The organism is Tunturiibacter gelidiferens (genome assembly GCF_014201335.1).
Taxonomy (GTDB): Bacteria; Acidobacteriota; Terriglobia; order Terriglobales; family Acidobacteriaceae; genus Edaphobacter; species Edaphobacter lichenicola_E.
In genome coordinates, this window is sequence record NZ_JACHEB010000003.1 from 320,690 (window position 1) to 344,811 (window position 24,122).

17 protein-coding genes are annotated in these 24,122 nt (G+C 54.1%); 11 read left to right on the top strand and 6 right to left on the bottom strand.

Annotation, left to right across the window (positions count from 1 at the left end):
* Nucleotides 1-60: 60 nt before the first annotated feature.
* Both HDF14_RS07500 and HDF14_RS07505 read right to left on the bottom strand, forming a co-directional pair.
* Nucleotides 61-1,875: an alpha-L-arabinofuranosidase C-terminal domain-containing protein gene (locus HDF14_RS07500; RefSeq protein WP_260698102.1), complete on the bottom strand. Its 1,815-nt coding sequence runs from the start codon at nt 1,873-1,875 to the stop codon at nt 61-63.
* Nucleotides 1,876-2,076: 201 nt separating this feature from the next.
* Nucleotides 2,077-3,339 carry a tagaturonate epimerase family protein gene (locus tag HDF14_RS07505; RefSeq protein WP_183975098.1) on the bottom strand — a complete coding sequence of 421 codons (1,263 nt, stop codon included), beginning with the start codon at nt 3,337-3,339 and terminating at the stop codon, nt 2,077-2,079.
* Nucleotides 3,340-3,756: 417 nt separating this feature from the next.
* On the opposite strand from HDF14_RS07505, the gene HDF14_RS07510 reads away from it, so the two are divergent.
* From HDF14_RS07510 to HDF14_RS07545, 8 genes are all read left to right on the top strand, one after another.
* The gene (locus HDF14_RS07510; protein ID WP_183975101.1) at nt 3,757-5,367 is read left to right on the top strand and encodes a ribulokinase; all 1,611 of its coding nucleotides are present in this window, start codon (nt 3,757-3,759) and stop codon (nt 5,365-5,367) included.
* Nucleotides 5,364-7,091, top strand: coding sequence for a sodium:solute symporter family protein (locus tag HDF14_RS07515; protein ID WP_183975103.1), 1,728 nt, complete (start codon nt 5,364-5,366; stop codon nt 7,089-7,091). The genes HDF14_RS07510 and HDF14_RS07515 overlap by 4 nt, the downstream gene beginning before the upstream one ends.
* Before the next feature lie 32 nt (nt 7,092-7,123).
* Nucleotides 7,124-7,351, top strand: a complete 228-nt coding sequence (locus HDF14_RS07520; RefSeq protein WP_183975105.1) for a hypothetical protein — start codon at nt 7,124-7,126, stop codon at nt 7,349-7,351.
* A gap of 28 nt (nt 7,352-7,379) precedes the next feature.
* The gene (gene araD, locus HDF14_RS07525) at nt 7,380-8,108 is read left to right on the top strand and encodes an L-ribulose-5-phosphate 4-epimerase AraD (RefSeq protein WP_183975113.1); all 729 of its coding nucleotides are present in this window, start codon (nt 7,380-7,382) and stop codon (nt 8,106-8,108) included.
* Between the two features lie 128 nt (nt 8,109-8,236).
* Nucleotides 8,237-9,691: an L-arabinose isomerase gene (gene araA, locus HDF14_RS07530; RefSeq protein WP_183975115.1), complete on the top strand. Its 1,455-nt coding sequence runs from the start codon at nt 8,237-8,239 to the stop codon at nt 9,689-9,691.
* A 103-nt stretch (nt 9,692-9,794) separates the two neighbouring features.
* The gene (locus tag HDF14_RS07535; protein WP_183975117.1) at nt 9,795-10,895 is read left to right on the top strand and encodes a LacI family DNA-binding transcriptional regulator; all 1,101 of its coding nucleotides are present in this window, start codon (nt 9,795-9,797) and stop codon (nt 10,893-10,895) included.
* Nucleotides 10,896-11,394: 499 nt separating this feature from the next.
* Nucleotides 11,395-12,384, top strand: a complete 990-nt coding sequence (locus tag HDF14_RS27160; protein WP_183975119.1) for a 4Fe-4S dicluster domain-containing protein — start codon at nt 11,395-11,397, stop codon at nt 12,382-12,384.
* Nucleotides 12,385-12,436: 52 nt separating this feature from the next.
* Nucleotides 12,437-13,720: an MFS transporter gene (locus HDF14_RS07545; RefSeq protein WP_183975121.1), complete on the top strand. Its 1,284-nt coding sequence runs from the start codon at nt 12,437-12,439 to the stop codon at nt 13,718-13,720.
* A gap of 538 nt (nt 13,721-14,258) precedes the next feature.
* Here HDF14_RS07545 and HDF14_RS07555 read toward each other — a convergent pair.
* Nucleotides 14,259-14,843, bottom strand: coding sequence for a carboxymuconolactone decarboxylase family protein (locus HDF14_RS07555; protein WP_183975123.1), 585 nt, complete (start codon nt 14,841-14,843; stop codon nt 14,259-14,261).
* A 321-nt stretch (nt 14,844-15,164) separates the two neighbouring features.
* Here HDF14_RS07555 and HDF14_RS07560 point away from each other — a divergent pair, with 321 nt between their 5' ends.
* The 3 genes from HDF14_RS07560 to HDF14_RS07570 all read left to right on the top strand — a co-directional run bounded on the left by HDF14_RS07560 (nt 15,165) and on the right by HDF14_RS07570 (nt 19,306).
* Nucleotides 15,165-18,266, top strand: a complete 3,102-nt coding sequence (locus HDF14_RS07560) for a TonB-dependent receptor domain-containing protein (protein ID WP_183975125.1) — start codon at nt 15,165-15,167, stop codon at nt 18,264-18,266.
* 351 nt (nt 18,267-18,617) lie between these two features.
* A complete protein-coding gene (locus tag HDF14_RS07565) occupies nt 18,618-18,926 on the top strand; it encodes a hypothetical protein (RefSeq protein ID WP_183975127.1) in 309 nt (102 codons plus the stop codon).
* Nucleotides 18,927-19,024: 98 nt separating this feature from the next.
* On the top strand, nt 19,025-19,306 hold the full coding sequence (locus HDF14_RS07570) for a hypothetical protein (RefSeq protein WP_183975129.1): 282 nt from the start codon (nt 19,025-19,027) through the stop codon (nt 19,304-19,306).
* Nucleotides 19,307-20,913: 1,607 nt separating this feature from the next.
* On the opposite strand, the gene HDF14_RS07575 is transcribed toward HDF14_RS07570, so the two are convergent.
* The 3 genes from HDF14_RS07575 to HDF14_RS07585 all read right to left on the bottom strand — a co-directional run bounded on the left by HDF14_RS07575 (nt 20,914) and on the right by HDF14_RS07585 (nt 24,049).
* Nucleotides 20,914-21,870, bottom strand: coding sequence for a bifunctional helix-turn-helix transcriptional regulator/GNAT family N-acetyltransferase (locus HDF14_RS07575; protein ID WP_183975131.1), 957 nt, complete (start codon nt 21,868-21,870; stop codon nt 20,914-20,916).
* Nucleotides 21,871-21,948: 78 nt separating this feature from the next.
* Nucleotides 21,949-22,677 (bottom strand): alpha/beta hydrolase, encoded by a 729-nt coding sequence (locus tag HDF14_RS07580; protein ID WP_183975133.1) that lies wholly within the window; start codon nt 22,675-22,677, stop codon nt 21,949-21,951.
* Between the two features lie 76 nt (nt 22,678-22,753).
* The gene (locus HDF14_RS07585) at nt 22,754-24,049 is read right to left on the bottom strand and encodes a glycosyltransferase (protein WP_183975135.1); all 1,296 of its coding nucleotides are present in this window, start codon (nt 24,047-24,049) and stop codon (nt 22,754-22,756) included.
* Between the last annotated feature and the right edge of the window lie 73 nt (nt 24,050-24,122).

The following is a 24,122-nucleotide window of genomic DNA, read 5'->3' on the forward strand; positions in this document are numbered from 1 at the left end:
GTAGCGAGCTGATAGTATCCCGAGCAAGCTATCAACCAACTCGGTCAAAAGACGTGGCACCTAGTGAGCCTCCAACTCAAGCACTTGCACACTGTACGGTGGGATGGTGTGGGAGAAATTCGGCCCCTCGATTCGCTTGGACGTCTTCACCGGTTCGATCTGCGTCGGAGCGCTGATCGAATTGGTCTCTGCGTTCGTCTTGCCGCTGAGCGAGATGAGCATGGCTACTGGCGTGACCTTGTTCATACCTGAGAAGTTGATGTCTAACGCTTGTGGAAGAGACGAAGCGTTGACCATCTTGAGGTAGATCTTTCCGGTACGCGAATCACGGGTGACCGAGTAGAAGAATAGTTTGCCCTCGCCGGTAATGGAAGAGGTGGGAACTTCGTTGCCTAGATACTCTCCGAACATGCACTGCGCGTAATAGCTCGGCGCGCCGTAGCTCTTCAGCGCGTCATAACCGATCAGATCTGACTCCCACTGCATGCCCCCTGGATTCACATTCACGAACAACGGCGCGTAGGAAGCCATCACAATCAAGTCGCTGTTCCTCTCCATGCCGGTCATCCACGCCGCGTCTCCCAAGGCAGCGCCCATGTTTGTTGTGGGTGAGCCCTCCCGAGTCGCCCATTCGCCTACGAAGATCTTGGGTCCGTTGCGGTCAGTCTGGTCATAGTGCTTCACATCGTCAAAGAACTCGTCCGCGCGCCTATAGTAGTGGTCGTCGACAACATCAGGCCTCGTTCGTTTGAGTGGAGTTGTCGCGATTAGTTGGAGCTGTGGATATTTTGTTTTGATGGCTTTGTAAAACTGCGCATAGCGACCCTCATAACTGTCGGAGTGATCGAACTGGTCTTCGTTGCCGATCTCAACATAGTTCACATGAAACGGCATTGGATGACCGAGCTTCGCGCGCAGCGCACCCCATTGAGTCGAGGTATCACCGATCGCAAACTCGATCTCGTCGAGCGCATCTTGCACGTACGGAACTAGCACTGGTCCTGCCTGAATATGGTCCCCTTTGAGTGAGTAGCCGGCATAAACCGCGAGCACAGTCTGAATCTTTAGGTCCTCAGTCCACTCCAGAAACTCAAGCAAGCCCATGCCGTCTGACGACTGGTAGTTCCACGGACTGCGATGGGTAGGTCGATCAACCAGCGGACCAATTGTGTTCTTCCAATCGAACCTTTCATCAATCTGATCTCCCTCAAGATAGTTGCCGCCGGGAAGCCTTAGGAAGGTCGGATGCATGGCCGCCATCTTCTCCATCAGATCAGACCGATTGCCGTTCTCCCGATTGTTGAAGGTTGGTGGCATCAGCGAGATCAGGTCTAACCAAATCCTGCCCGTATGGCCAGCAGTGAGCAGCAGATGATTTTCAGACGACGTCTCTACTTCGCCCGTCTTGAGCGTGAACTCGTATCGCTTCCACTCTCTCGTCAATGCCGGAGTCTCCGTCGACGCGGCTGCCTTGCCAGTGTTGTCGTTGATCAGAGCCAAATTCAAAGCCCCCACAGACGCTGAGTCGGCCTTGGCATACATCGAACCCTTATACGTGGTGTTCGGACGGAGCGCTATGCCCCAGTAGCCTTCATTCCGCACGCCCGCTCTGTTCGCTGAGTCGGCCTGAGTAATCGTCAGCGCCAAACTATGGGAGAGCGCCGCACTCGGACCCTCCGCCGGATCGATCTCCATCGAAGCTCTCGAAGTTCCAAAGTGTTCGAGGTTCCAGTGGGCAACCCCTCCAAACCCATGGTCCTGAAACGTTCGGTTCCGCACGAGTTCTGCATACAGCCCCCCGTCGTAGGAATAGTTAATCTCCTCGGTCATCAACCCGTATAGAGTTGGGCTTACCGCATGAACAGGCTTGTCCAAGGCGATCTTCAGGGATCCGGGGGATGTTTGTGCTGCACAGGTTGAGACGAATGCCGCGGTAACGAGGAGAGCCGTGACTTTCCACACCAAGCGGCGCATAAGCACTGATTTTTCTAAATAAATTGACTCCACTAGCCCTCCACCTTTTCTGTTCCCGCAAAGTCACAAATGTAAAAGTATGCTTATTCTGCGAACAAACCTTCAGAGTCCAAGAAAGACAGGCTTAATATGGCGTTCAAAGAGGTTTGTGGTCACGTTCTTTGCAATGACTTCTTCATTGGCTTCGAGTGCCATTAGATACCTGTTACCCATCTTTGCCGCGACTTTGAAACCTACATGCAATAACTGTCTGAAGCTCTCGTTGTACGCGCCATTCCCTGGATCGTGCCGCAGCGTCGAGGTAAACTGCTCGCTCGTCCACTCATTGACCTTGTCCGGCGTCGGCAGCTTCGCCGGATGGATATCGATCACCGCTTCGTAAGGCGCACAAAGCTCCTCGCGGTGCGCGTAGGCTTCCCCATATATCTCCTTCGCAATCTCAAGCCCCGAGCCGCGCGACTCCGCGAGGCCGATCAACTCTTCTAGCCATGTCGTTCCCGCAGTCTTCAGATGAACTCCTGCATCGAACCGCTTGATGCTTGCGTGAATAGCTTTGTAAATCGAAAACTTGTCAGACCCGGAGTGAACGCTCAACTTCAGATTTTCCGGGAGACCGTAGGTTGTAATCGCGAACCCGATCGTCGCCAGGTCCTCCTCGAACTCTTTTGTAAACTGCGCCACATCGCCTGCGTAGTCCACGCCCTTATTGAAGCGGCCGGTGAACTTCGGCGCTATCGTCTGGATCGGGATTTCCTCGTCAGCAATCGCCGCGAGAATAATCAGTAGTTCCACTGGTGTCTGAGGCGAGTCGGTCTCGTCCATCGAAATCTCAGGCACGAAGTTTCCTTCGCCCTTCTTCTCCACGAGAAGACGGTAAATCTCGCCTGCATGTTGGATGGCCGCCAGAAATTTGTTGGCTACGCCCTCAACAAATCCTTTATCCGTCTGGAACGGTTCAGCGATATTTGGGATCGTTACTGCTCCCACAAGCTCTTGATGCCGCCCAACAAACGCGGCTACATCAGCTGGCTTTGCGGCTTCTCCAATCAAGTCCGCGACATCCAGAGTAAAAAAGTCGCAAGGCTGGATGAATCTCTCAACCGTCTTCTCGTTGATATGGTCCGCGTCGAGGAAGTATGACTTGACCCATCCCAACTCCTTTACGGCAGCGTCGGCCGCAGCCCGCGTCTGGAGTGGCTCTGACCCAATAATCAGGTGCTCTCGATTCGACTTATTCCACACCGGAACCACATCGATTCCGGCCTCTCCCGCATTGACGCATGCTTTCAGCTGCGCTTTTGCCTGGTGAGCAAATCTGTCACCGACTCCGATCGAAAACTTTGGAAGCTTCAACTGCTTGTTCATCGCTACATCCCTCTCCTATTCCACAAAGCGGTTAGTCCGATAGATCGATCACGTTGTTTCTACCTGCGACGCGGGTCATGGCTCCAAGTCTAGATTGGAAAAGCTTGATACGAGACGTGGAGCGATTGAAGCAGACGCCCTTAACCAAAGCCGCCGAGAAACTCGAACCTACTCTTGACAGCCCTGTATGGATACCCTACGATTCGTCCCAGTGAAAAGCTTTTCATGCTTCCGCATAAGAAGGTAACTTACAGGAGTCGATTTGTAAAATTTATGGTTGCGGAACAACATGTCTTCACCTTGTAAAAACTCGCCTGTTGAACTCGGCCAGTCTCTTTGCCAACCACCCTCTTGAACTCGCAAAGTCCCTTTTGCCGAGAAACCTGAATTATGCATGAGCCATGGAGCAAGCCATCGATGCGGATAGTTGCAGGAGTAGATTTTGGAACGCTGAGTACCCGCGTAACCCTGCTTGATAGCAAGACTGGTCGGCTAGGTACGGCATCTGCCGCATATCCTTTACATCGCAAGCGGGAGGATCCCGATTTCGCCACTCAGTCCCACGACGATCAGATGAACGCCCTGGTTCAAGCAATGCACAAGGTGCTTTTGGAGACCGGAATTGATGGCAATACGGTCGAGGCGCTCGCTCTGGACACAACAGGCTCAAGCGTCATTCCAGTAGATGCTCAGATGAAGCCACTAGACGACTATTATCTGTGGTGCGATCATCGTGCTGTCAAAGAAGCGCAACAGATCACTAGGCTGGCGCATTCAAGCGGGCTTGAAGCGATTCAGTGGTGCGGTGGCGTGTACTCGCACGAGTGGGGCTTTGCCAAGTTACTCCACTGGCTGCGGAATAATCCTGAGAAGCGAGCGCTCTTTGCATCCGCCTTCGAGCATTGCGACATGGTTGCCGCCACTCTGTGCGGAATCAAAAGTCCGCAGCAAGCAAAACGCAGTGTATGCGCGCTTGGGCACAAATGGCTCTGGAATCCAAAGTGGGGTGGTTTCCCGCCGCAGGAGTTTTTCACTGAAGTCGATCCCCTGTTTGCAGGAATCCGCGAAAAGCTGGCAGGTGAGGTGCTCACCTCCGATCACTTGGCCGGGACCTTGTCTCCAACCTGGGCCGAGCGCCTCGGTTTAAGCGCAGGCATTCCGATTCCAGTCGGAGCATTTGACGCGCATTGGGACGCTATCGGTGCAGGATGCCGCGAGGGAGACGTGGTCAACGTTGTTGGCACCTCCACTTGCATAATTGCAATGCAGGGCCGCACCCAGATCATCCCCGGTGTATGTGGTGTCGTACCTGGCAGCGTTCATCCAGCGTACACAGGGGTGGAAGCGGGCCTGTCCGCTGTGGGGGACATCTTCGAAGCGATCGCACGCAGGGCAGGGACCGACGTGCAAACTCTGTCCGAAGGACTTGAAGAGTACCGCGCCGGCCAGACCGGATTGATGCGGCTGTCCTGGGACAATGGTGATCGCACCGTGCTCGTCAAATCAGAACTTGGCGGTATCACGATTGGATGGAATCTTCTCCACACCGCGAAAGACGAGCTATTTGCCGCCATTGAAGGCACCGCCTTCCATACGCGCATCATTCTCGATCGACTCGCCGAGAACGGTGTTCCAATCAAACGAGTCATCAATGCCGGGGGAATCCCGCAAAACAACCCGACTCTCAATCAGGTCTACGCGGACGTGCTCAACAAGGAGGTGCTGGTTCCAGACGGGATCCCAACCAGTATCGGGTCGGGCATCTTCGCCCAACTCGCAGCGGATATCTTTCCAAGCATTGAGGACGCACAGAATCATATGTGTCTGAAGCACAAATCTTTTCTTCCGAATCCCGGCAACGTTGCACTCTATGAAGAGCTTTATCGTCTCTATCGCGGCGTCTACTTCGCATTCGGCGATGACTCCGCGTCCGCCTTTAGGCTTGCCGAAGTACTTCCCCAACTCCGCCAGTGCGCATCCAGATCGCGCCTAGAAAACTTCATACTCCCAGCTATCGAGAAACCATGACCGCCTTGGCCATCCTGCTTACTACGCAACTCACCCATCTCGCACCGATCGACATTTTGATACTGGTTCTTTATTTTGTCGTCGTACTCCTCATCGGCTTTTACGTGAAGGGGTCTACCAGGACAAGCGAAGAGTTTTTCCTGGCCGGCCGCGAGATGACAGCCTGGATCGCCGGACTCAGCTTCGTCTCGGCGAATCTCGGCTCGCTGGAGTTGATGGGATGGGCCGGAGCTGCTTACCAGTACGGAATGCTCGCAACTCACTGGTACTGGATTGGGGCCATCCCCGCGATGTTGTTTCTCGGCATCGTCATGATGCCCTTCTACTACATCTCTAAAACGCATTCAGTGCCCGGCTACCTGCAGCTTCGCTTCGGTGAGGGCGCGCGTGGAGTAAGTGCCGTCAGCTTTGCCTTCATGACCATTCTCATGTCGGGGGTCAATATGTACTCTATGGCACTGGTCATGAAAGTTGTGCTCGGATGGAATATTAGTTTCTCCATCTGGATCGGCGCAGTCACGGTCGCCATCTACGTCATGCTTGGCGGGCTGCGATCGGCCATTATTAACGAGGTGTTGCAATTCGTTCTTATATGGGCAGGGGCCGCGCTGATCCCGATTCTCGGCCTGTGGGAGGCGGGCGGATGGACAAAGCTCAAAGCCCAGATTGCTGTAAACGTCGGATCGAACGATTACACGCACCTCTGGACCACTCTGGGCTCCTTCAAAGACAATCCCATGGGCGTGCACTGGACAGGCATCGTCTTTGGGCTCGGCTTCGTCATCAGCTTCGGCTATTGGACGACTGATTTTCTCGTAGTACAGCGCGTACTGAGCGCCAACAATCTTCGCGCCGCAAAGATGGCGCCGGTGATTGGCGCTGCATTCAAAATGGCAGTCCCATTCATCGTCATCGTTCCCGGTCTTCTAGCGCTCGCAGTTCTGCGCGACCCTCATACCCATCAGATCATTCGGCTTGTCGGGGAAAATCAAGTCGATGCAGCTCATCCTTACAGCTACAACGAAGTTCTTCCTCTCATGCTGATTCGCTATTGCGGTCCTGGCCTTCTCGGTTTGGGCATCACAGCGCTCATCGCTGGGTTCATGAGTGGCATGGCGGGCAACGTCAGCGCGTTCTCCACAGTCTGGACGTACGACCTCTACGGTGCTTTCTTCAATAAGAAAGCAAGCGATAAGCACTACGTCTCCATGGGCCGATGGTCAACCGTCGTTGGTATGATCGCATCGATCGGCACAGCCTATCTGGTGATGCATGCAGCTTCCATCATGGATTACGTCCAGGCGCTCTTTAGTTTCTTCATCGCACCGCTCTTTGGCACAGTTATTCTGGGGATGCTCTGGAAACGTGCCACAAAATCTGGTGGATTTTGGGGTCTGCTTGCCGGAACCGTCTCCTCGATAGCAATGTGGCTCTACACCACATACGGCGGGCAGCAAGCTCTGGCACACATCGCATTGTCCCTGGACGCAAAACCAATGGCAGAGAATCTCTACCGCGCCTTCTGGAGTTGGCTCATCTGCGTCGTTGTCACGGTCTCGGTGAGCCTTGTTACGCGTCCTGTGCCGGAAGCTCAGCTCGCAGGCCTGGTCTACGGCGCGACGACGATTCCTGACGACGGAGCAAGCTCCCTCTGGCAGAAACCGATCTTCTGGGCAGCGATCGTCATCACGATCTTCTTTCTTTTAAACATTATTTTCTTCTAAGGTTCGGGCACGCAAGTATCGGAGATTTTCTTATGGCGGAAGGTACAGGACGTGGCGAATCACTCTCGATTTGGTTCTTCGTTGGAGGCCTCACTCTGCTCTACGGCATCATTCTTTTGCCGTATGGAGCGTATGAGTGGTTTAGTGGACATGAGAGTTCCACCGTACTCAGCAACCTTCATCCCACTTTCTGGTGGGGTCTGCTGCTGACACTCTTTGGCGGGTTTTACACCATCCGCTTTCGCCCGGTAAAGGGATAAAGCTCGACGCGACAACTGGAGACAGGACATGCGACTTACACAACTCCGCGAGGAAGTCCTCGAAGCAAATCTGGAACTGGTCCGTGGAGGACTGGTGCTCTACACCTTTGGCAACGCTTCGGGCGTCGATCGCGAGCAAGGCCTCGTCGTCATCAAACCCTCCGGTGTCGACTACGACAAACTCAAGCCCGAACACATGGTGGTGACCGATCTGGAGGGAAACATCATCGAAGGGAATTTGCGGCCCTCGTCCGATCTCGATACCCACACCCTGTTGTATCGGGAGTTTGGCGAGATCGGAGCCGTCGTTCACACGCACTCTGAGTTTGCTACCAGCTTTGCGCAAGCTGGACTGCCCATTACGGCATTCGGCACAACCCACGCGGACTACTTCCACGGGCCGGTTCCTGTCACGGCACCGCTCTCCGACGAAGCGATCGAAGGGCAATATGTTCGCGAGACAGGTGCTGCGATCGTGGCCAGATTTCGCGGAGAGGAAGACCGCGCCGCTATCGATCCTCTTGCAGTCCCTGCATGTCTCGTATACGGGCACGCCCCCTTTGTATGGGGAAGAACGCCGCACGAAGCTGCTCATAACGCTGTGGTGCTCGAAACGATCGCGCGCATGGCGTACCGCACACTCTTACTCGAGGCGAACATGCAGCAGGTGTCACAGACCCTGCTGGATCGGCATTACTTTCGAAAGCACGGTGCCAAAGCCACCTACGGACAATCAAGGAAGGAGCAGGACCTTTGAGCGGACCAATTGAGTTGACTCATCTCCTTTAATGCTTATAACTTGTCAGGAAAGCTTTTCTGGCAAAAATTTGGTTTTCCTCACTTCAAAATTGAACGTCTCGAGCCGCAAGCCTTAGAGGGGGAGCTGTGAAAGTCTCAAAGAGTCTCAAAATCTGGTTTGTTACAGGCAGTCAACACCTATATGGAGAAGAGGCGCTCACGCAAGTAGCGAACAATTCAAGAGAGATCGCCGGTTCCCTCAACGCCGGATCTATCATTCCCTACGAGATCTTTCATAAACCGACGGTAACAACTGCCGAAGAGGTCAAAGCTCTCTGCCGGGAAGCAAACGCCGATGAATCCTGCCTTGGTCTCGTGCTTTGGATGCATACCTTCTCGCCGGCAAAGATGTGGATCGCCGGCCTGATTGCGCTCAACAAGCCGATCCTGCACCTTCACACGCAGTTTAATCTCGCTTTGCCTTGGTCTTCCATCGACATGGATTTCATGAATCTCCATCAGGCCGCGCATGGAGACCGCGAATTTGGCTTCATCACGGCACGATTGAAGTTGGCCCGGAAGGTGGTCGTAGGTTTCTGGCAGGATCCCAATACGGTGCTTGAGATCGCCGCCTGGACGAGAGCGGCTGCGGGCTGGCATGAATCGCAAAGTCTGAAGGTCGCTCGCTTCGGGGACAATATGCGGGAAGTCGCAGTCACCGAAGGTGACAAAGTCGCGGCTCAAGCCCAACTGGGATACAGCGTGAATGGTTACGGAGTCGCCGATCTTGTGGAAAGGATTCAGCAGAGCTCCGAGACGGAGGTGTCAAGACTTGTAGATGCCTACCGCGAAGATTACTCCATTGCCAAAGAGCATGATCATCCGGAGGCTCTGCGCGCTGCTGCAAGAATCGAGCTGGGACTTCGCGGTTTTCTGACCGAGGGCGGCTTCGGTGCGTTCACCGATACCTTTCAGGATCTGCATGGCCTCGACCAACTGCCTGGCATAGCGGTTCAACGATTGATGGCGGATGGATTCGGTTTTGCTGGAGAAGGGGATTGGAAGACAGCCGCGCTGGTACGGACCATGAAGGTTATGGCCCTGGGCCTATCTGGAGGCACCTCCTTCATGGAGGACTACACCTACGATTTCAGCGGCACGCCGAAAGTCTTGGGTTCGCACATGCTCGAGATCTGTCCTTCCATCGCAGCCGGGAAGCCATCGCTGGAGGTGCACCCGTTAGGAATCGGAGGCAAGGCCGATCCTGTCCGGCTCGTCTTTACGGCTCCCTCAGGCCCTGCCGTCGTTGCCTCTCTCGTTGATATGGGCGATCGCTTCCGAATGATCGTCAACGAGGTGGACGTGATCCAGCCTGAGCAGCCGCTTCCCAAGCTGCCCGTAGCACGTGCCGTATGGGTGCCTAGACCAAGTCTTAAAATTGCTGCTGCAGCCTGGATCTATGCGGGAGGAGCCCATCACACAAGCTTTAGTCAGTCCCTAACCCTCGAACACCTTGAAGACTTTGCAGAAATTGCGGGCATCGAGGTGGTCGTCATCGACTCGGAGACTCGCATACGAAACTTCCGCAGCCAACTCCGGTAACGATTCTTGTGCCTCTAATCGCCCAGACTCCTAATGGAGCCTTGTCTTCTGAAAGACAGGGCTCGTGGCGTAGAGTACTTAACGTAGACGGAGGCTTACTGACTTGCCCGCATCGAAGAGTATCTCTCGGCCGAAAACACCTATCCCACGGTCCTCCAAAGGGACCAAACGGGGCATCCACGCTGTTGCGGAACGTGCTGGCGTTTCTATCGCCACGGTCTCAAGAGTAATGAATGGCGTCACAAACGTCGATGCAAAGCTCGCGCGTAAAGTTTGGAAAGCCGTTTCTGAAACGGAGTACGTTCCGAATCGCCACGCTCAGGCTTTAATCTCCGGCCGCACCCGTCTCATCGGCCTTCTGGTCCCCGATATCATGAATCCATTCTTCCCCGAGTTGATCCATGGATTCGAACAGGCAGCGACCGCTCAGGGCTTTGGAATCCTGATTGGCTCGACTCACGATGTAGCCAGTGAGACCGAAGATTGGGCAAGACGAATGTTGGAGCACGGTGTCGAAGGACTGGCACTCCTCACCTTCAAAGAAGAGGATCCTCATCTCTACGATCTTCTAAAGAAGACGCCGATGGTTCAAATAGAAGCTGGTAAAACACCGGACGGGCCCGAAATCATCGCAGTAGACTACGAAACCGGCATTCGCCAGGCGGTGCAGCACCTAGCCGCGCTCGGACATCGCGACATTGTTTTCGCGGCCGGATCGCCCGATAACTTCACTGCCGAACTTCGTCGAACCTGCTTTAGGAAAGCGATGCGCGAGATCGGAATTGTGGTTACCAATGCGATCTTCGACGAGGATCACACGCTAGAGGGCGGCATCGCGGCAGCGAATAAAATCCTCGGGCGAAAGATCCTTCCCACCGCCATGATCTGCTCCAACGACCTCATGGCTATCGGAGCCCTTAAAATTCTGCACTCCAGAGGTCTCGACGTCCCGAAAGACATGTCTCTGATTGGTCTAGACGATATTCATCTCGCGGAGTTTACTTCCCCTCCGCTCACGACGGTTCGAATTCCTCGTACACAACTTGCCGAAGCATGTTTTGATCTACTCTTCCGAAAACTAAGGCCGTACGAGGACGCGCCTACGAGACAAATTGTGTCTACATACCTTGTGATTCGAGAATCGACCGGATTTCCTCCTCATGCTTTACAGGCTGCGCCCGCCAAGGGTAAAGCACGATTATAAAAGCCGCATGTCCGCGATCCGAGCGATCGTAGAGCCGAACAAGGCTCGCTTGAAGGGACAGCTGCCTGTTCGCCTACTCTCAGAACCGCCCCCGCCGCCGTACCTGCTATGACTTGCTTGACGAGAGGAGGATCAGCCAGAGTAACGGGTTTATTGCCGCGCCATGTAGGGCGATGTGGACACATGGAGAAGATGGATTGCGGCCGGACTGAAGTTGGGACAGATGCTCATTGAGCGGCAGCAAAGAGCCTCGTCGGGTTCCGACCGGGTCAATCAAAAGCCGCATGAAGCGAGGCATTTAGATAGGCGACGAGAAGTCGACATCTATCGCAGCAATACGCAAGACCGTTGCACGCCGATGTGAAGCGGTTAGGTGAAACCGAGAATTGCTCAGATCATGAGGTAATCGAGCGGGCCCTCTCCATCTTTTGATCGATACCGTTCCGCAATCATCGGTCTTATACTCGTGCGGTCGAAATCATTTCTCCGAGGGAAACGAGTGAACAATCAAACGAATCCGAGGCGTCCGAGACGAGGCAGCTACAGGCCCAAATCGGAAACCCTGGCGCTGCTTAAGACTTCAGGCAACACAATCAACGGCGTGGGAGAGACAAAGCCTCGCAGGCCCTCCCCGTTCTTCTGGCATCCACCGCATCAGCACCCTTGGGGTGCATTGCAGATCGTAGCGCGCGAGAACTCTCGTAAATGTCCCGGCTCAGCCGAGGCGTTTCAAGCGGCATACACCTATCCGGAATTGATTCCTATCGCCGACACCCGCAACGAGGCTACGGGCGAGCAACTTACCGCAGAGCTGATCAGCTTTGCGCTTGCCCACGAGGCTGATGGCGTGGGTATCACAGCCGTGGATCCTCTTTATGTCTTCGAGGGCTATGCAATCACCGAGCCGTGGGTTGTAGTGCTTGCCCTCGCTCACAACTACGAACGGCTCAAGGAAGTCCCTTCCGACGAGACAAATGGCGTGGGTGTCTGCGACGTTGGCGACCAGTACGCAAAAGGAACGCGCTCTTCGTATGCGTTGGTGAACTGGATCCGCTCACAGGGTTATAGCGCTAACCCATATCCTGGCCCCTCAGCCAACGCTCTGGCGCTGATCCCGCCGGCGATCGCTGCGGGGCTCGGAGAGCTCGGCAAGCATGGATCGCTGATCAGTCGGTACTTTGGATCCGGCGTCCGTCTCGCCGGAGTCACAACCGACATGCCACTCATCGCCACCGGCCCCGATCGCTTCGGAGCGGATGAATTCTGCGCTACCTGTCAGGTCTGCACGACTGCGTGTCCGCCCGCCGCCATTGCCCCGCAAAAGCAAATGGTGCGCGGCGTGGAGCGTTGGTATGTTGACTTCGATAAGTGCATACCCTATTTCGTAGAAGCGGCTTCCTGCGGAATATGCATTGCAGAATGCCCATGGACGCGCCCAGAGGTGCGCCCGAAACTGCTCGCTACGATGGCACGTCGACTCGGTCAGTAAGGCTCAGGTGAGACGATAAATTGGTCAACTAGCTGGAGGACATGGCCAATCGATGAACGAGACAACCACCCGACAAGCAGCGAACGAGAGCTCTCGTCACTACGTTGGATGGAGCGTGGTGGCTGGCGCGTTTACAGGAGTGATGGTTAGCTTTGCTCCGATCGTCCCGTACACCTTCAGCCTCTTCCTGAATCCGCTCCACGCGGCGTTTGGATGGAAGCGGGAAGCCATCGGTGGCACATTCGCAGTGGCGGCGATCACCGTCGCTCTGGTTTCTCCCGGCATTGGACTTCTGCTTGATCGCTTCCCACCCCGACGCATTATCCTACCGTCGATCCTGATCTTCGCGCTGGCGCTCGCGTCGCTCAGCAGACTCGGACCAAACATCAGGCAGTTTTATTTCACATTTTTTGTGTTGGGACTGGTCGCCAATGGAACCGCGCAGTTCGCCTACGCGCGTACTGTTCTCTCGTGGTTTTACAAACACAGAGGACTTGCGCTCGCTGTAGTTCTCACCGGCAGTGGAGTTGGCTCAATCTTTATCCCGCCACTGATCCAACGGACGATCGTGCATCACGGATGGCGCAGCGCCTATTTGCTGCTGGGCGGCATCGCTCTGCTGGGCTTGCCCCTGACTGCGTTACTGGTGCGCAGCCGGCCCGATACGGTCGTAGCGCATAAAGACCACTCGTCTGCTGACGGCATGACTGTCGCCGCCGCACTTCGTACTGGACCCTTCTGGATTTTGGCCTGCATCATCATGCTCTCGGCGTTCAGCGAAAATGGCCTAGTGACGAACGTGGCAGCGGTTCTCACCGAGCACAGGATATTGGCGCAGAACGCTGCGCTCGCGCTTTCTGTACGCGGTGGCGCCGGCATCATTGGTCGACTATGCATCGGATTTCTCATCGACCGCTTCTCGCCGCAGCGCATTCAGACATTCGTTCTTCTGCTTTCGGCAGTGGGCGCTCTCATACTTGCTTTCGCGGGTACATCGCCCGTGGCGCTAATAGGAGCCGCTATCTTAGGCGTGGGTCTGGGCAGCGAGGCCGATGTCGCGCCGTATCTGCTCGCGCACTACTTTGGCCGCCGGGATTTCTCGGAAATGTACGGATTGACTTGGACAGCATATGCCATCGGCGGCGCAACAGGCCCCATGGCGATCGGACACTGGTACGATCGCGCAGGCTCCTATCAACCTCGTTTTATTGTGTATCTGGCTTGCGTGGCCTTTGCGGCCGCGGTGATGAGCCTGTTCTTGCGGCGCAGCCGGAAGCAAATCTCATACGATCCGGGCATAATGACTTCGGCAGTCGCGATTCCCCTCGAAGACTAGCCATGTATCGACTCATTCCTTCGGTGGATTAAGTACTTAAACTCGGGACGAACGCGCAATATACTGTCGCACGAGGAGAGGGGAAGCCTCCCAATCTGCGAACAGGCGGTGAATCGCGAGTCCGCCTCCAAGGGCCAGCCATATCGTCCAGACAAGCAACGCAATGGTTAGGTTGAAGCGGAGCGCGCTTCTGTTCGGTATTTTCTGGTCCAGGACTACTCGGTTTGTCGCGGAGGGTTTCGGTGTACTACTCGACATGCGCGGGTGATCTCCGATTTTTTCACCAATCAAGGATTTGGATAAGGCTAAGCGGTCGCGCTGACCATGGTCTTCGGCTCCCTGGTGGGCGGAGGCACCAGCGAAGGTGGGGGCGCGATCGCATTCCCAATCTTTACGAAACTGCTCCACATTGCCCCGCGTGATGCCCACAATTTTTCCCTCGCAATCCAAAGCGTTGGCATGGAACCGTTGACCGAAGCTGCTCGCTACAATGGCCCGGCGCATGGGGCAGGTATAGGATCACATTATGGCAACGGTGCTAGCTTGTAACCATCGCGGTTGCTGATTCGGTGACCGCAGAGTAGCCATTCTCCACGATCCTGGCGGCATTGGCGCGGTAGACATCCAATTGTTCAGGAGCCCAGGTGCCGAGCCCATCTACATAGCGGTTACACATACAGAAGAGAGCGGCGATCAGAACTGTATCGTGAATCTCCAGGTCCGTGGCGCCCGCAGCACGTGCATCAGCTATGTTATCTTCGCCCACGTACTTGCCTCCCTGCTGCACTTTGCCGGCAATGTTCAACAGGGCCTTCATCTTTGGAGAGATTTCGGCGTTCGCCCAATCTGTTTTGACAGTCTGTACCAGTTTCTCGTCCTGGCCAAGTTGTGCCGCCGCGACAGCCCCGTGAATCGTCTGACAGAAAAAGCAATCGTTGCGCCAAGAAACGTGAGTAGCGATCAACTCCCGCTCGCCGCGACTCAGAGTGCTATCACCTCTTAGGAGTACGTTAGCGAGTTCGTTGATAGGTGCGGCTGTTTCAGGACGAAAAGTCATTAGTCCAACGATGCCAGGAAACTCGCGCCCTAACTCAGCTGCTGTAGGTAATTTGATGTATGCCATTTGTCGTAGCTCTCCAGAAGTTCATATAGTCTGGGTCAACTCAAGCCTGATCCAGCGCGATAATGAGACTACTCGCATGTAGTTGCATAACGCCTCGCCCAAAAGTTTGAGAACGATCTCCTCCCTATGGAGTCTTGTCGGCTTGGTCTTATTTATCGATGATCTATGGAAGTCAACACATGTTGCTGAGACGCCCGCCTACTCAAACTGGTCCACTTTAAAGAGCCACCTTCCTGAGTCAGGCTGAGTGATAAATTCAGCAAAAAATGGGCCTTTTAGCGTCCAGAAATTCAACTTGCAACTTTTTCATGAGAGCCGGCGATGACAAAAAAACGCTTCATCGAACCAATTCTGTATCTATTCACAATCGTCTGTGTCTTGCTTTTTCAATCGTCATCTCTTCACGCGCAACAGCTCGCGACATTGAGTGTTAGTGTCTCGGATCTTACAGCCAGAGTCGTCCCGGGAGCGCATGTCACGCTTACTAATTCGGGCACGGGGCTGACGCGGACCCAGATTACAGATCATGCGGGCGTCGTTGTGGTAACCGCGCTCTCAGCGGGCGACTACCTGGTAACTGTGAGAGCGGATGGATTCAGCGACTATGAGCAGCCACTTACGCTCACGGTAGGCCAAGTCGCATCCCTCACAACGCGGCTTGGGGTTGCCGCAGTGAAACAGACAGTCGCTGTTTTCGATTCCTCCGCCAGCACGGTCGACACAGAAAAGACCGAGTCGAGTCAAGTCATCCGACCTCGTCAGATTACCGATCTTCCAAGCGCAGGTCGCGACTTCGTTGATTTCGTATTGCTTACTCCAACGGCAAATGTAGGTCGAAGCACGGCGACAGCGGCACAATCCCCTTTTCTCGAAACTGTACTTCAACTCAGCTTCGGCGGTCTCCGCGAGACACACAGCGTTTTCTTCGGACTAGATGGCACAGACTATTCAGTGAGTCTCTCCGGGGTTCAGCGTGCTAGTCCCTCGCTTGATTGGGTGCAGGAGTTCCGTGTCGTAGATGGTCCCTACGCAGGCGATAACGGCCGCAACCTCGGTGCGCTCGTGAGTACGATCACGAAATCGGGCACGAACGATGTTCACGGGGCAATCTACGAATACTTGCGCAACAATGTACTCGATGCAAACAATCCTCTTTCCGCTCCAGGTCTCAACGCTCTTCGAGTAAACCAGTTTGGAGGCGACGTAGGAGGTCCGATCCGTCATTCGAAGACCTTCTATTTCACTGGATATGAAGGTCAGCGACGTGCAGCCGCGCCTACCTTCTCGACCTTTATCCTGGGGTGTCTGGATACACCCGGCTGCATGGGGCCGGGCACTCCGAGCATCAACCAGGTTAAGGAACAGTTTGGGCTTCAACCGGAGCATCTGAACTCCGTGCTGGAAGTCGATAACTACGACAAGGCCATCGGAAAGATCACGCAGATCTTCAATGAGAAGAATGTTCTCAATGCAGGCTATATCTTTAGCGATGATCGCAAGGAGGGCGCTCCCACCGCTGCCCCCGGCCAGGGCTTACCTTCCACATATCGCAATAACCCTGTTCGAGATCAAACTCTCTACGGAAACTATGTTAGTCTCGTCAACTCAAAGTGGACTTCAGAGAGTATCCTCGACTTCGGTAATCGGGTCTTCCACCTGACACCTACAGGTGCGGGCTTCGAGCCGACCTTGAATGTTTCGGACACGTTGGTCAGCGGCGGATTTACCGGCAGCGTTTCGTATTACAAAGAGCAACACCTGGAAGCTCAGGAAAATGTGACCTACATTCGAGGAGCACATTCGTTCAAGTTCGGCGGCGGTTTCGAGCCAGTCTGGGTAGCTGCAGATACTACGTTTTTTAGCCCAGGAGCCGCCATCTTCACTCCACAAAGCTTTTTCGGAGCGGGGGAGTTTGCAGGGCCGCCATTCGGTCCGGGCACCCCGGTCCAATTCCTCTTTCTTCAACCGCGCTCCTATTTCGGGCAACAGATCCCAAATCGTCCACTGCCGTTTTCCGGGTCCCTCTATGCGGGAGATGCCGCTCCATCGTTTGTTGATGCTACAAGTCTTAAATTCTGGCATCGGCTGGCAAATTTCTACGGGCAAGATCAGTGGAAAGTGACCCCGGACCTTTCATTGACGCTGGGGTTGCGCTACGACTTCGACATCTTTCCATCTGCAACCGACGTACACGTCATCGGCAAGCTAAACCCGACAAACTATGACAATGTGCAGCCGCGCGTGGGCTTGGCCTACGCTGCCAATGGAGGTAAGCAGATCATTCGTGCTGGCTTCGGTCTCTTCAGAGGACCGTGGGACTACAGTGACTTGATGGTCGGTTGGCAGGGCGCCTCCGCATTCACCAATATGAACAACACGTTGGTTCCCGATTTTCAGGATCCTGCCAATGGTGTGGTCGGCCTTGGTCAGTCGGGAGTCGTTGGTGTCTCTGGACCGTTCCTCGCTTCTCAGGCGTTCCGCAATTTTGCCACATCGGGGATCTATCCCTCCCCTCGGATTCTTCAGCAGTTTCCCCTCGGTTACATCCAGCGCAAGTTCCCGAATCCCTATTCTGAACAAGCCAGCATTGAGGTGGAGAGTCAATTAGGACATGGCTGGATCCTGACCGAAGGCTATCAGTACATCCACGCACTAAAGCTTCCTGTCTATCTCAGCGTTAACGGAACACCCGATGGAACACTACCCGACGGCCGCCAATTCTTTATACCAGCCGACCCGCGCTTTGGCTTTGCTCTGATCGCTACGCCGACCGGATTCTCCGTCTACAACGGAGGCATTGTAAGCGTGCGCAAAAACTTTGCAGACCATTACAGTGTGCTTGCCAATTACACCTACTCGAAATCAATTGACATCGCGACTGATGTGCAGCTAACGAGTACTCCGCAAAATTATCTCGACCCTAATGGCGATCGCTCTGTCGGCGATAATGATGTCCGTCATCGCTTCGTGCTGTCCCTCCTCGCGGAAAGTCCGACGGAGTGGCCGCTCCTTCTGCGCAACTTCAAGCTATCCCTGCTAAATACGATACAGAGTCCACGCTACTTTTCCATCCTGGCGGGATTCGATGTCAACGGAGACGGGTTCCCTTTCTCCGATCGAACCGGAACTGTGGGGCGCAATTCTTACCGTGGCGCGTCGTACTACGATACCGATGTGCGGTTGCAGCGAGTCTTTCACATAACCGAGCGTATTTCGAGCGAGGCAAGCATCGAAGCCTTCAACCTGTTCAATCACGTGAACGTCCAAAATATCGACCAAGTCTATGGAGCCCCTGATTTCCTCGGTCCTGTGCCGCGTCAGTTCGGGGACAACATAGGAAGTCCTGCTAATCCTACCTTTGCGACGCCAAACTATACCAGCAACGCACGGCAGCTGCAGGCCTCCTTGCGGTTCAACTTCTAAAAGGGGAATTTTTATAGCTCATCTTGCAATTGACGAAGGTAGATGCAGATCGGGCGATGACGCTAAACCTAGAACGCGTATCTGCTATCGCTTCGAGACGCCGGGATCTGCAGATGACACTGTGCCGGCCGATGACAGGGAAGTGTTGTCCTACTCGCAGGCTGTAGCCCATGCCAATAAATGGTTCAGCGATGTCGACAAAAATCTAGCTACAGTAATTCGTCGGGGCGCCTACACGGTCCAGGACGCCGCGGATGACTGGATAGCTGCCTGGAAGAGTAGCGAAGCCTCGAAGCGTAATTCTTTGAGCAACCTGAAGCACCACATACTCCCGGAACTGGATCCCGGGAGGTGACCAAACTGACGCGCCACGAGGTTCAGAAATGGTTAGGGAATCTGGCCGAGAAGAAGCCAGTTCGCACGTTGCAACACGAAGCTGCATCAAGCAAGCTATCACCGTCGCGGCGGAGCAAAATCACTTATGCCTCCGACGACCCGGAGACTCAGCGTAAGCGCCGAGATACAGCAAACCGGATATTCAAGGACCTCAGCGCTCTTTTGACCTTCGCTTATCGCAATCAAAGGGTCGGGAGCAAGGCGGCCTGGGAGACTGTAGAGAAGTTTGAAAACGTCAACGTAGCGAAGAACGAATATATCTGACTCTCAAAGAGGCGAACGACTTCATTAAAGTTTGCCCTACTGACTTTCGCGATCTCGTTCAGGGCGCCCTAATTACTGGTTGCCGATATGGAGAGCTGTTGAAGCTCAAAGTGAGCGCTTACGACCCACAGTTGCATGCCATTTCATTGGTCCAAGACAAGACAGGCAAGGTGAAACACGTGTTTCTCACCGACCAGGAAGCGGCGCTTTTCGGGGAGCAGTGGGCCAAGTCAAACCAGCAGCCCAGAATGAAGGCAGTTTTGAAGGCAGCCGGCATCAAGAGGCACGTCCGGTTCCACGAACTCCGCCACACATTTGTGAGGCTAGCAGTCTCACTCGTGGCCGCCGTCGCTAGTCCGGGATCGTCTCTAAGGATCTGAGGATGGCGTCGCGCCGGCGTAGGAGCCTGGCGTGGTCGTCTTCAAAGAAGATCGTTTCTTTATCCACGACGACCGTTCCTGCGCCTGCGTATTCGCAAAGCAGCCCTTATTTGGAGTTGAAGTCGATCGCGATATTGAGTTGTTCCAATTCCTTGACGAGTGTTTCTCTGGTAGTCATGCCCTACATTCTGCAGTCACCTTCGGAACGGACTAATCCCTCAAAAGTCACAGATCAGTTGCGTGTGGATAAACGCGCTCAAGCGAAGGAAGTTCCCGCAAAGAAGTTGCTCTAGTCAAGTCATCCGAGATCAAAGCGTAAGCAAAGAAAGTTCTTGATACATACAACCAATGTATAAAGGCGATCGCGTAGTGAAGCACAACAACGCATGATAATCGAGCATCTACCTTAGTGAATACGCTTAACGGAGGTGGTATGAAGTTTTTGAAGAGTTGGTTATTGGGAATTGTGATTGTCCTTGCTCTGGTTACGGCATCAGCTTCACCCGCGTCAGCCCAAGTTGTTGTTCGAGTCGGGCAGGACCACCCACACCATTACCACCACAGACATCACCATTACTACCATCACAATCACCAATACTAGAGACAATGAAACCCCACCCTTTGCATACGCATTGGGTGGGTTTTTTTGCGATAAGATTGAGTCTTTTCCAGCTGTTGTAGTGTCTCTGCATGACTAAAACCAAAGTACTGCGACGATCAACTTCGCACTAATGCCAGAGCTTCGCCTTACGCTATTTTGATTTGAGGAAAACATACACAGCTGAATACAATTCCGCAAAGCCTCTGCCCTTTCCTCTCATCAGGATTGGGACAGAGGCTTCTTTTTGCATTCATGCAGGAACCACTTTCTTGATCGCTTCAGACTTAGGAATACCTGCGACAAACACGTCTGCCCGTGCCATGCACTGCGCGATGAGCCCAGTTGTAGATTGTCAACACAAGGGCGCACATAACTATCTGGCATTTGTTCCTGGACGCACTCAGCTCTCGAGATCAAAGTCGGTCGTGCACCACTCCACGGCTGCGCTTTGTTGGGGAGCTGAGTTACGTTTCTCGCGTGGGTTACAAATCGCTGCAGCTCTGCTTCTTGTTCGACAGTTAACTCATGTGACGTAATCGGCTTCAGTTTTTCGGAATGCCTATAAAGATTTTGAGTATCGAATTGCTGAAAACGATTCAACTCCGCATCGTCTGTAAATTGCAGATACGTTCTATTTACGCTTAGCTCGTCCATCGTTTCACCATGAACTCTTGTGTGAGCAAGAGGCACGCGCGAGCTTGCGTTCGCAGCTTGAGCAGCCTAGCCGCAAGATGAGAAGTCTCTCGTCTGAGGCCGCAGAGGAAAGTACCTCGCGGTGTCGCGCAAAAGAAGGTTTCGGAAACCTTCTATCCAGAATCAGCTCAGTCTGTATTGTTTTCGCTGTTAGCGCTTCTGAACTTATGTAATGTCAACTCTGCCTCTGTCCGTCTAATCGGCGGGCTCTGCAGCGGTCTCCGCCGTTGTGCCGAGCAAGCCGCGATGCAGACGATGTCGCGAGCCGAATCGGGAGTCAGAGTAGCGGTTAGTAGCACCCCCCGCTCTTCCTTTAGAGCGTTAGATCCCAGGTTTCGCTGATGACGTCGACACCGAAGCTGTGGCGGGGTTCCTCCTCGACGAGTTTGTAGCCTGCTTGGCTATAGATGTGTCTTGCGGCGGCAAGAACGTCATGTGTCCAAAGCGTAATTTTCTTGTAGCCTGCCGCACGTCCGAAGTGTGTGCACTCGTCTACCAAGGTCTTGCCGAGGCCGAGACCTCTGGCGCTCGCCTCGACGAGCAGCAGCCGAAGCTTGGCTGTGTCCTTTTCCTCGGGATGCTTTACCAGGAAGATACTGCCGACGATCTCTCCGTCGCGTTCGGCGATCCAGCAGCGTTCGCGTTTGGGATCAAAGTTGTCAATGAAATCGGCCACGATGCGTGCAACTACTGCCTCGAAGTCTGGGGTCCATCCCAACTCCTGAGTGTAGATGACCCCGTGGCGGTGTACTACCCAGCCCATGTCTCCGGCACGATGCTGGCGGAGGATGTAGGGGGCGCGTGACGGCTTAGCCTCCAATGCATTCTCAATGGAGCGCATACCGTGGAGAAATTCAACAAGTTGCTTAGCGGAGAGGCTCCGAAGAAGTTGTTCGGCTTCGTCATTCGATCGCTGGTCGAGTTCTGAGAAGACTGCCTTGCCTTGTCTTGTGAGTTTGAGTATGGACTGACGGCCATCTTCAACGGATGCTTTGCGGCCTAATAAACCCCCACTCTCAAACTTACGCAGGATGCGGCTTAGATATCCAGCATCGAGTTCAAGATCCCTAGCAATTTCCCTGGCTGTGCTCTCGGGACGGTTGGCAAGTTCATAGAGAACGCGGGCTTCGCTCAACGAGTATTCGCTGTTGAGGAGTCCTTCGCGGAGCGTTCCGATGATGCGGGTATAAAAGCGATTGAAGGCGCGAACGGCTGCGATCTGAGATTTGACGATTGTGTAGGGTTCAGCGGTGGTGGTCAATTGAGGCATCGTGTTTTCCTTAAAGATACATGCCATAGTCAACTAAAACAACTGACATTATCAACTGTTTTGGAGAGCCTCGAGAGTTTAATCTCTCGCCGCTTCCCAGATGGCCTGCGCGAGCCGAACTGGATTGGAAAAGATGGTCTCGTGACTTCCGGGGAGTTCCACAAGTCTGAATAGACCTAAACGCTCAGACAGTCGGGGATGCCACGGATAGCTGTGGGGTAATGAGATGTCCTGCTGGCAGTTGATGTAGGACCTGCCTATCGACATCTCTGAGAGAGGGCGTTGGAGTGAAATTTTGTCGGCCACAGTTCTGTACGGTTGCGGATTGAGGCGATCATAGGTAGAGCGTGCGAGTGCGATATCGGCATCGTTGATGAAGGTCTCTCGCCATACCTGAAATGGGAGCAGCAATGCCCCGTTGTTCGCGTCGGCGATCGCAGCGAAAGCTGCAGCGTGGCACGGCGGAACCAAATCGGTCAGGCTCTCTCCGTTAAGCGGGACAAATGCGTTGATGTACACGATGCGACGCAAGCGTCTTTCGAGGCGATCCGCGACTCCGGAAATTACCATGCCTGCATAACTATGACCCACCAGGCGTATATCAGTCAGATCGTTTTCTTCAATGAAATCTACGACAGACGAGATGGCGTCCTCCAACCCTATCTTGCTTCTATCGTCTTCCTCCCGGTTTCCTCGCAACGTTGGGCAGTAGACGGTGTGTCCGGCCTTGCGAAGAATGTTTGCTATCGTTTCAAAATCTTTTCCGGTATGCCATGCGGCGTGGATTAGAACCAGGGTTACGGGCATCTCTTACATCTCCACCATCGTTAACTGAGCTGATAAATGAATAATGAGGCCCGCGGCCGCTTCTCATACAACAGAATCAAACCGTCTGCTCCGATCGGCGGAAGAAGGTTGTTTCGGTTTGGAATGCCTCTTCAATCCTGTCGGCAGCAACTTCCAATCCGCGGGTTTCTGCTATGACCTTCTTGAAGTAACGAGCCCTTTCGCGGTAGCTCGGATTCTCAAACACTTCCCGGGTCACCTTTAGCATCTGTCTTCCGGTGAGCGTCGCAACCTCCAGAGATTTCCCTACTCTGTGATATTCGATTCTGGCAGCCACGCCGGGCTGGTCATAACCGATTGGAAGAGCGACCATCGGCACTCCTTGGGCCAACGCTTCAAGGGTCGTATTCAGTCCTGCATGGGTTATGCAAAGTGCGGCACGCTTCAACAGTTGGAGCTGGGGGGCTGTGCGAACGATGATTGCGTCCGGTGGAATTGGCCGCAGATCATCGGGATTGATGGAATGTCCCACTGAAAGAACGAGCTGAACCTCCGGGAGTTCTTCCGTCGCCTCAAGTATTGCCTTGTAGGCGTGGTCCAAGCCGTTGACCAAGGTTCCCAATGAGGCGTAGATCAGTGGCTTGCCATTCAACTCTTGCCAGGGAAAAGCTACAGGCTCGCGACCTTCGCCATCGTGAAGCGGACCAGCATAGTGAAATTGGGCAGGCCACGGAATGCCGGGGAAATCGAATTCCTTTGGAGTCTGGGTAATGACAGCCAGCTTGGACAGAGTCGATCCGGGCTCCTGCCAAGTGCTTCCGAGACCGGTGCTGTCGGCGTAGTGCGTCGCCTCGGCCAGTACCGGCAACAGTGTCTGTATGGCCTCGTGCACTCCCTCGATGTTCCTGGTCAACGCCTCCGAGGTGGTCTCGTGTGGCCAGTTGAAGATAAATGGCGGCGTCGTTCCCGATAAGTCAAGGTGTAGAGCACAGCAGACCTGGACGTAAGGAATGCCCATATTGATGGGAACCAATTCAAAGAAAAAGTGAATGGTATCGATCACCAGCGCCTCAACGCCTGTTTCTTCCAATGTTTGTGGAAGATGCTTTAAGGCTGCCCGAGTGAAAGGCGCGAATAACTTCTCGGATGTATAGGTCACTACCTCAATACCGTGCATCTTTGCCACCGGCGCATAGGCTTGGGTCAGCGATCCCATGGGAAATTCTTCCTCGCAATACGGGACAAAGGTCAAGCCTGCAGCCCGAACGATAGATTCGGTATCCGGAACACCGATGCATATCACTTCGTGTCCACGCGATTGTAGTTTGCGTGCAAGAGCCGTCATCGAATAGAGATGCCCTGAGGCGGGATAAGCTATAAAACCAATCTTCATGAGTATCTCTCCTGGTTAAGTGCCTGCTAATGATGAGCAGAGCAATTTAGAAGTCTGAATGCTCGGGAGCTCA

What these genes read in the sequence shown, in the direction of transcription:
- HDF14_RS07505 (WP_183975098.1), bottom strand. Translation starts at nt 3,339, where the DNA reads ATGAACAAGCAGTTGAAGCTTCCAAAGTTTTCGATCGGAGTCGGTGAC.
- HDF14_RS07510 (WP_183975101.1), top strand. Translation starts at nt 3,757, where the DNA reads ATGCGGATAGTTGCAGGAGTAGATTTTGGAACGCTGAGTACCCGCGTA.
- HDF14_RS07515 (WP_183975103.1), top strand. Translation starts at nt 5,364, where the DNA reads ATGACCGCCTTGGCCATCCTGCTTACTACGCAACTCACCCATCTCGCA.
- HDF14_RS07520 (WP_183975105.1), top strand. Translation starts at nt 7,124, where the DNA reads ATGGCGGAAGGTACAGGACGTGGCGAATCACTCTCGATTTGGTTCTTC.
- araD (WP_183975113.1), top strand. Translation starts at nt 7,380, where the DNA reads ATGCGACTTACACAACTCCGCGAGGAAGTCCTCGAAGCAAATCTGGAA.
- HDF14_RS07545 (WP_183975121.1), top strand. Translation starts at nt 12,437, where the DNA reads ATGAACGAGACAACCACCCGACAAGCAGCGAACGAGAGCTCTCGTCAC.
- HDF14_RS07555 (WP_183975123.1), bottom strand. Translation starts at nt 14,843, where the DNA reads ATGGCATACATCAAATTACCTACAGCAGCTGAGTTAGGGCGCGAGTTT.
- HDF14_RS07560 (WP_183975125.1), top strand. Translation starts at nt 15,165, where the DNA reads ATGACAAAAAAACGCTTCATCGAACCAATTCTGTATCTATTCACAATC.
- HDF14_RS07575 (WP_183975131.1), bottom strand. Translation starts at nt 21,870, where the DNA reads ATGCCTCAATTGACCACCACCGCTGAACCCTACACAATCGTCAAATCT.
- HDF14_RS07580 (WP_183975133.1), bottom strand. Translation starts at nt 22,677, where the DNA reads ATGCCCGTAACCCTGGTTCTAATCCACGCCGCATGGCATACCGGAAAA.
- HDF14_RS07585 (WP_183975135.1), bottom strand. Translation starts at nt 24,049, where the DNA reads ATGAAGATTGGTTTTATAGCTTATCCCGCCTCAGGGCATCTCTATTCG.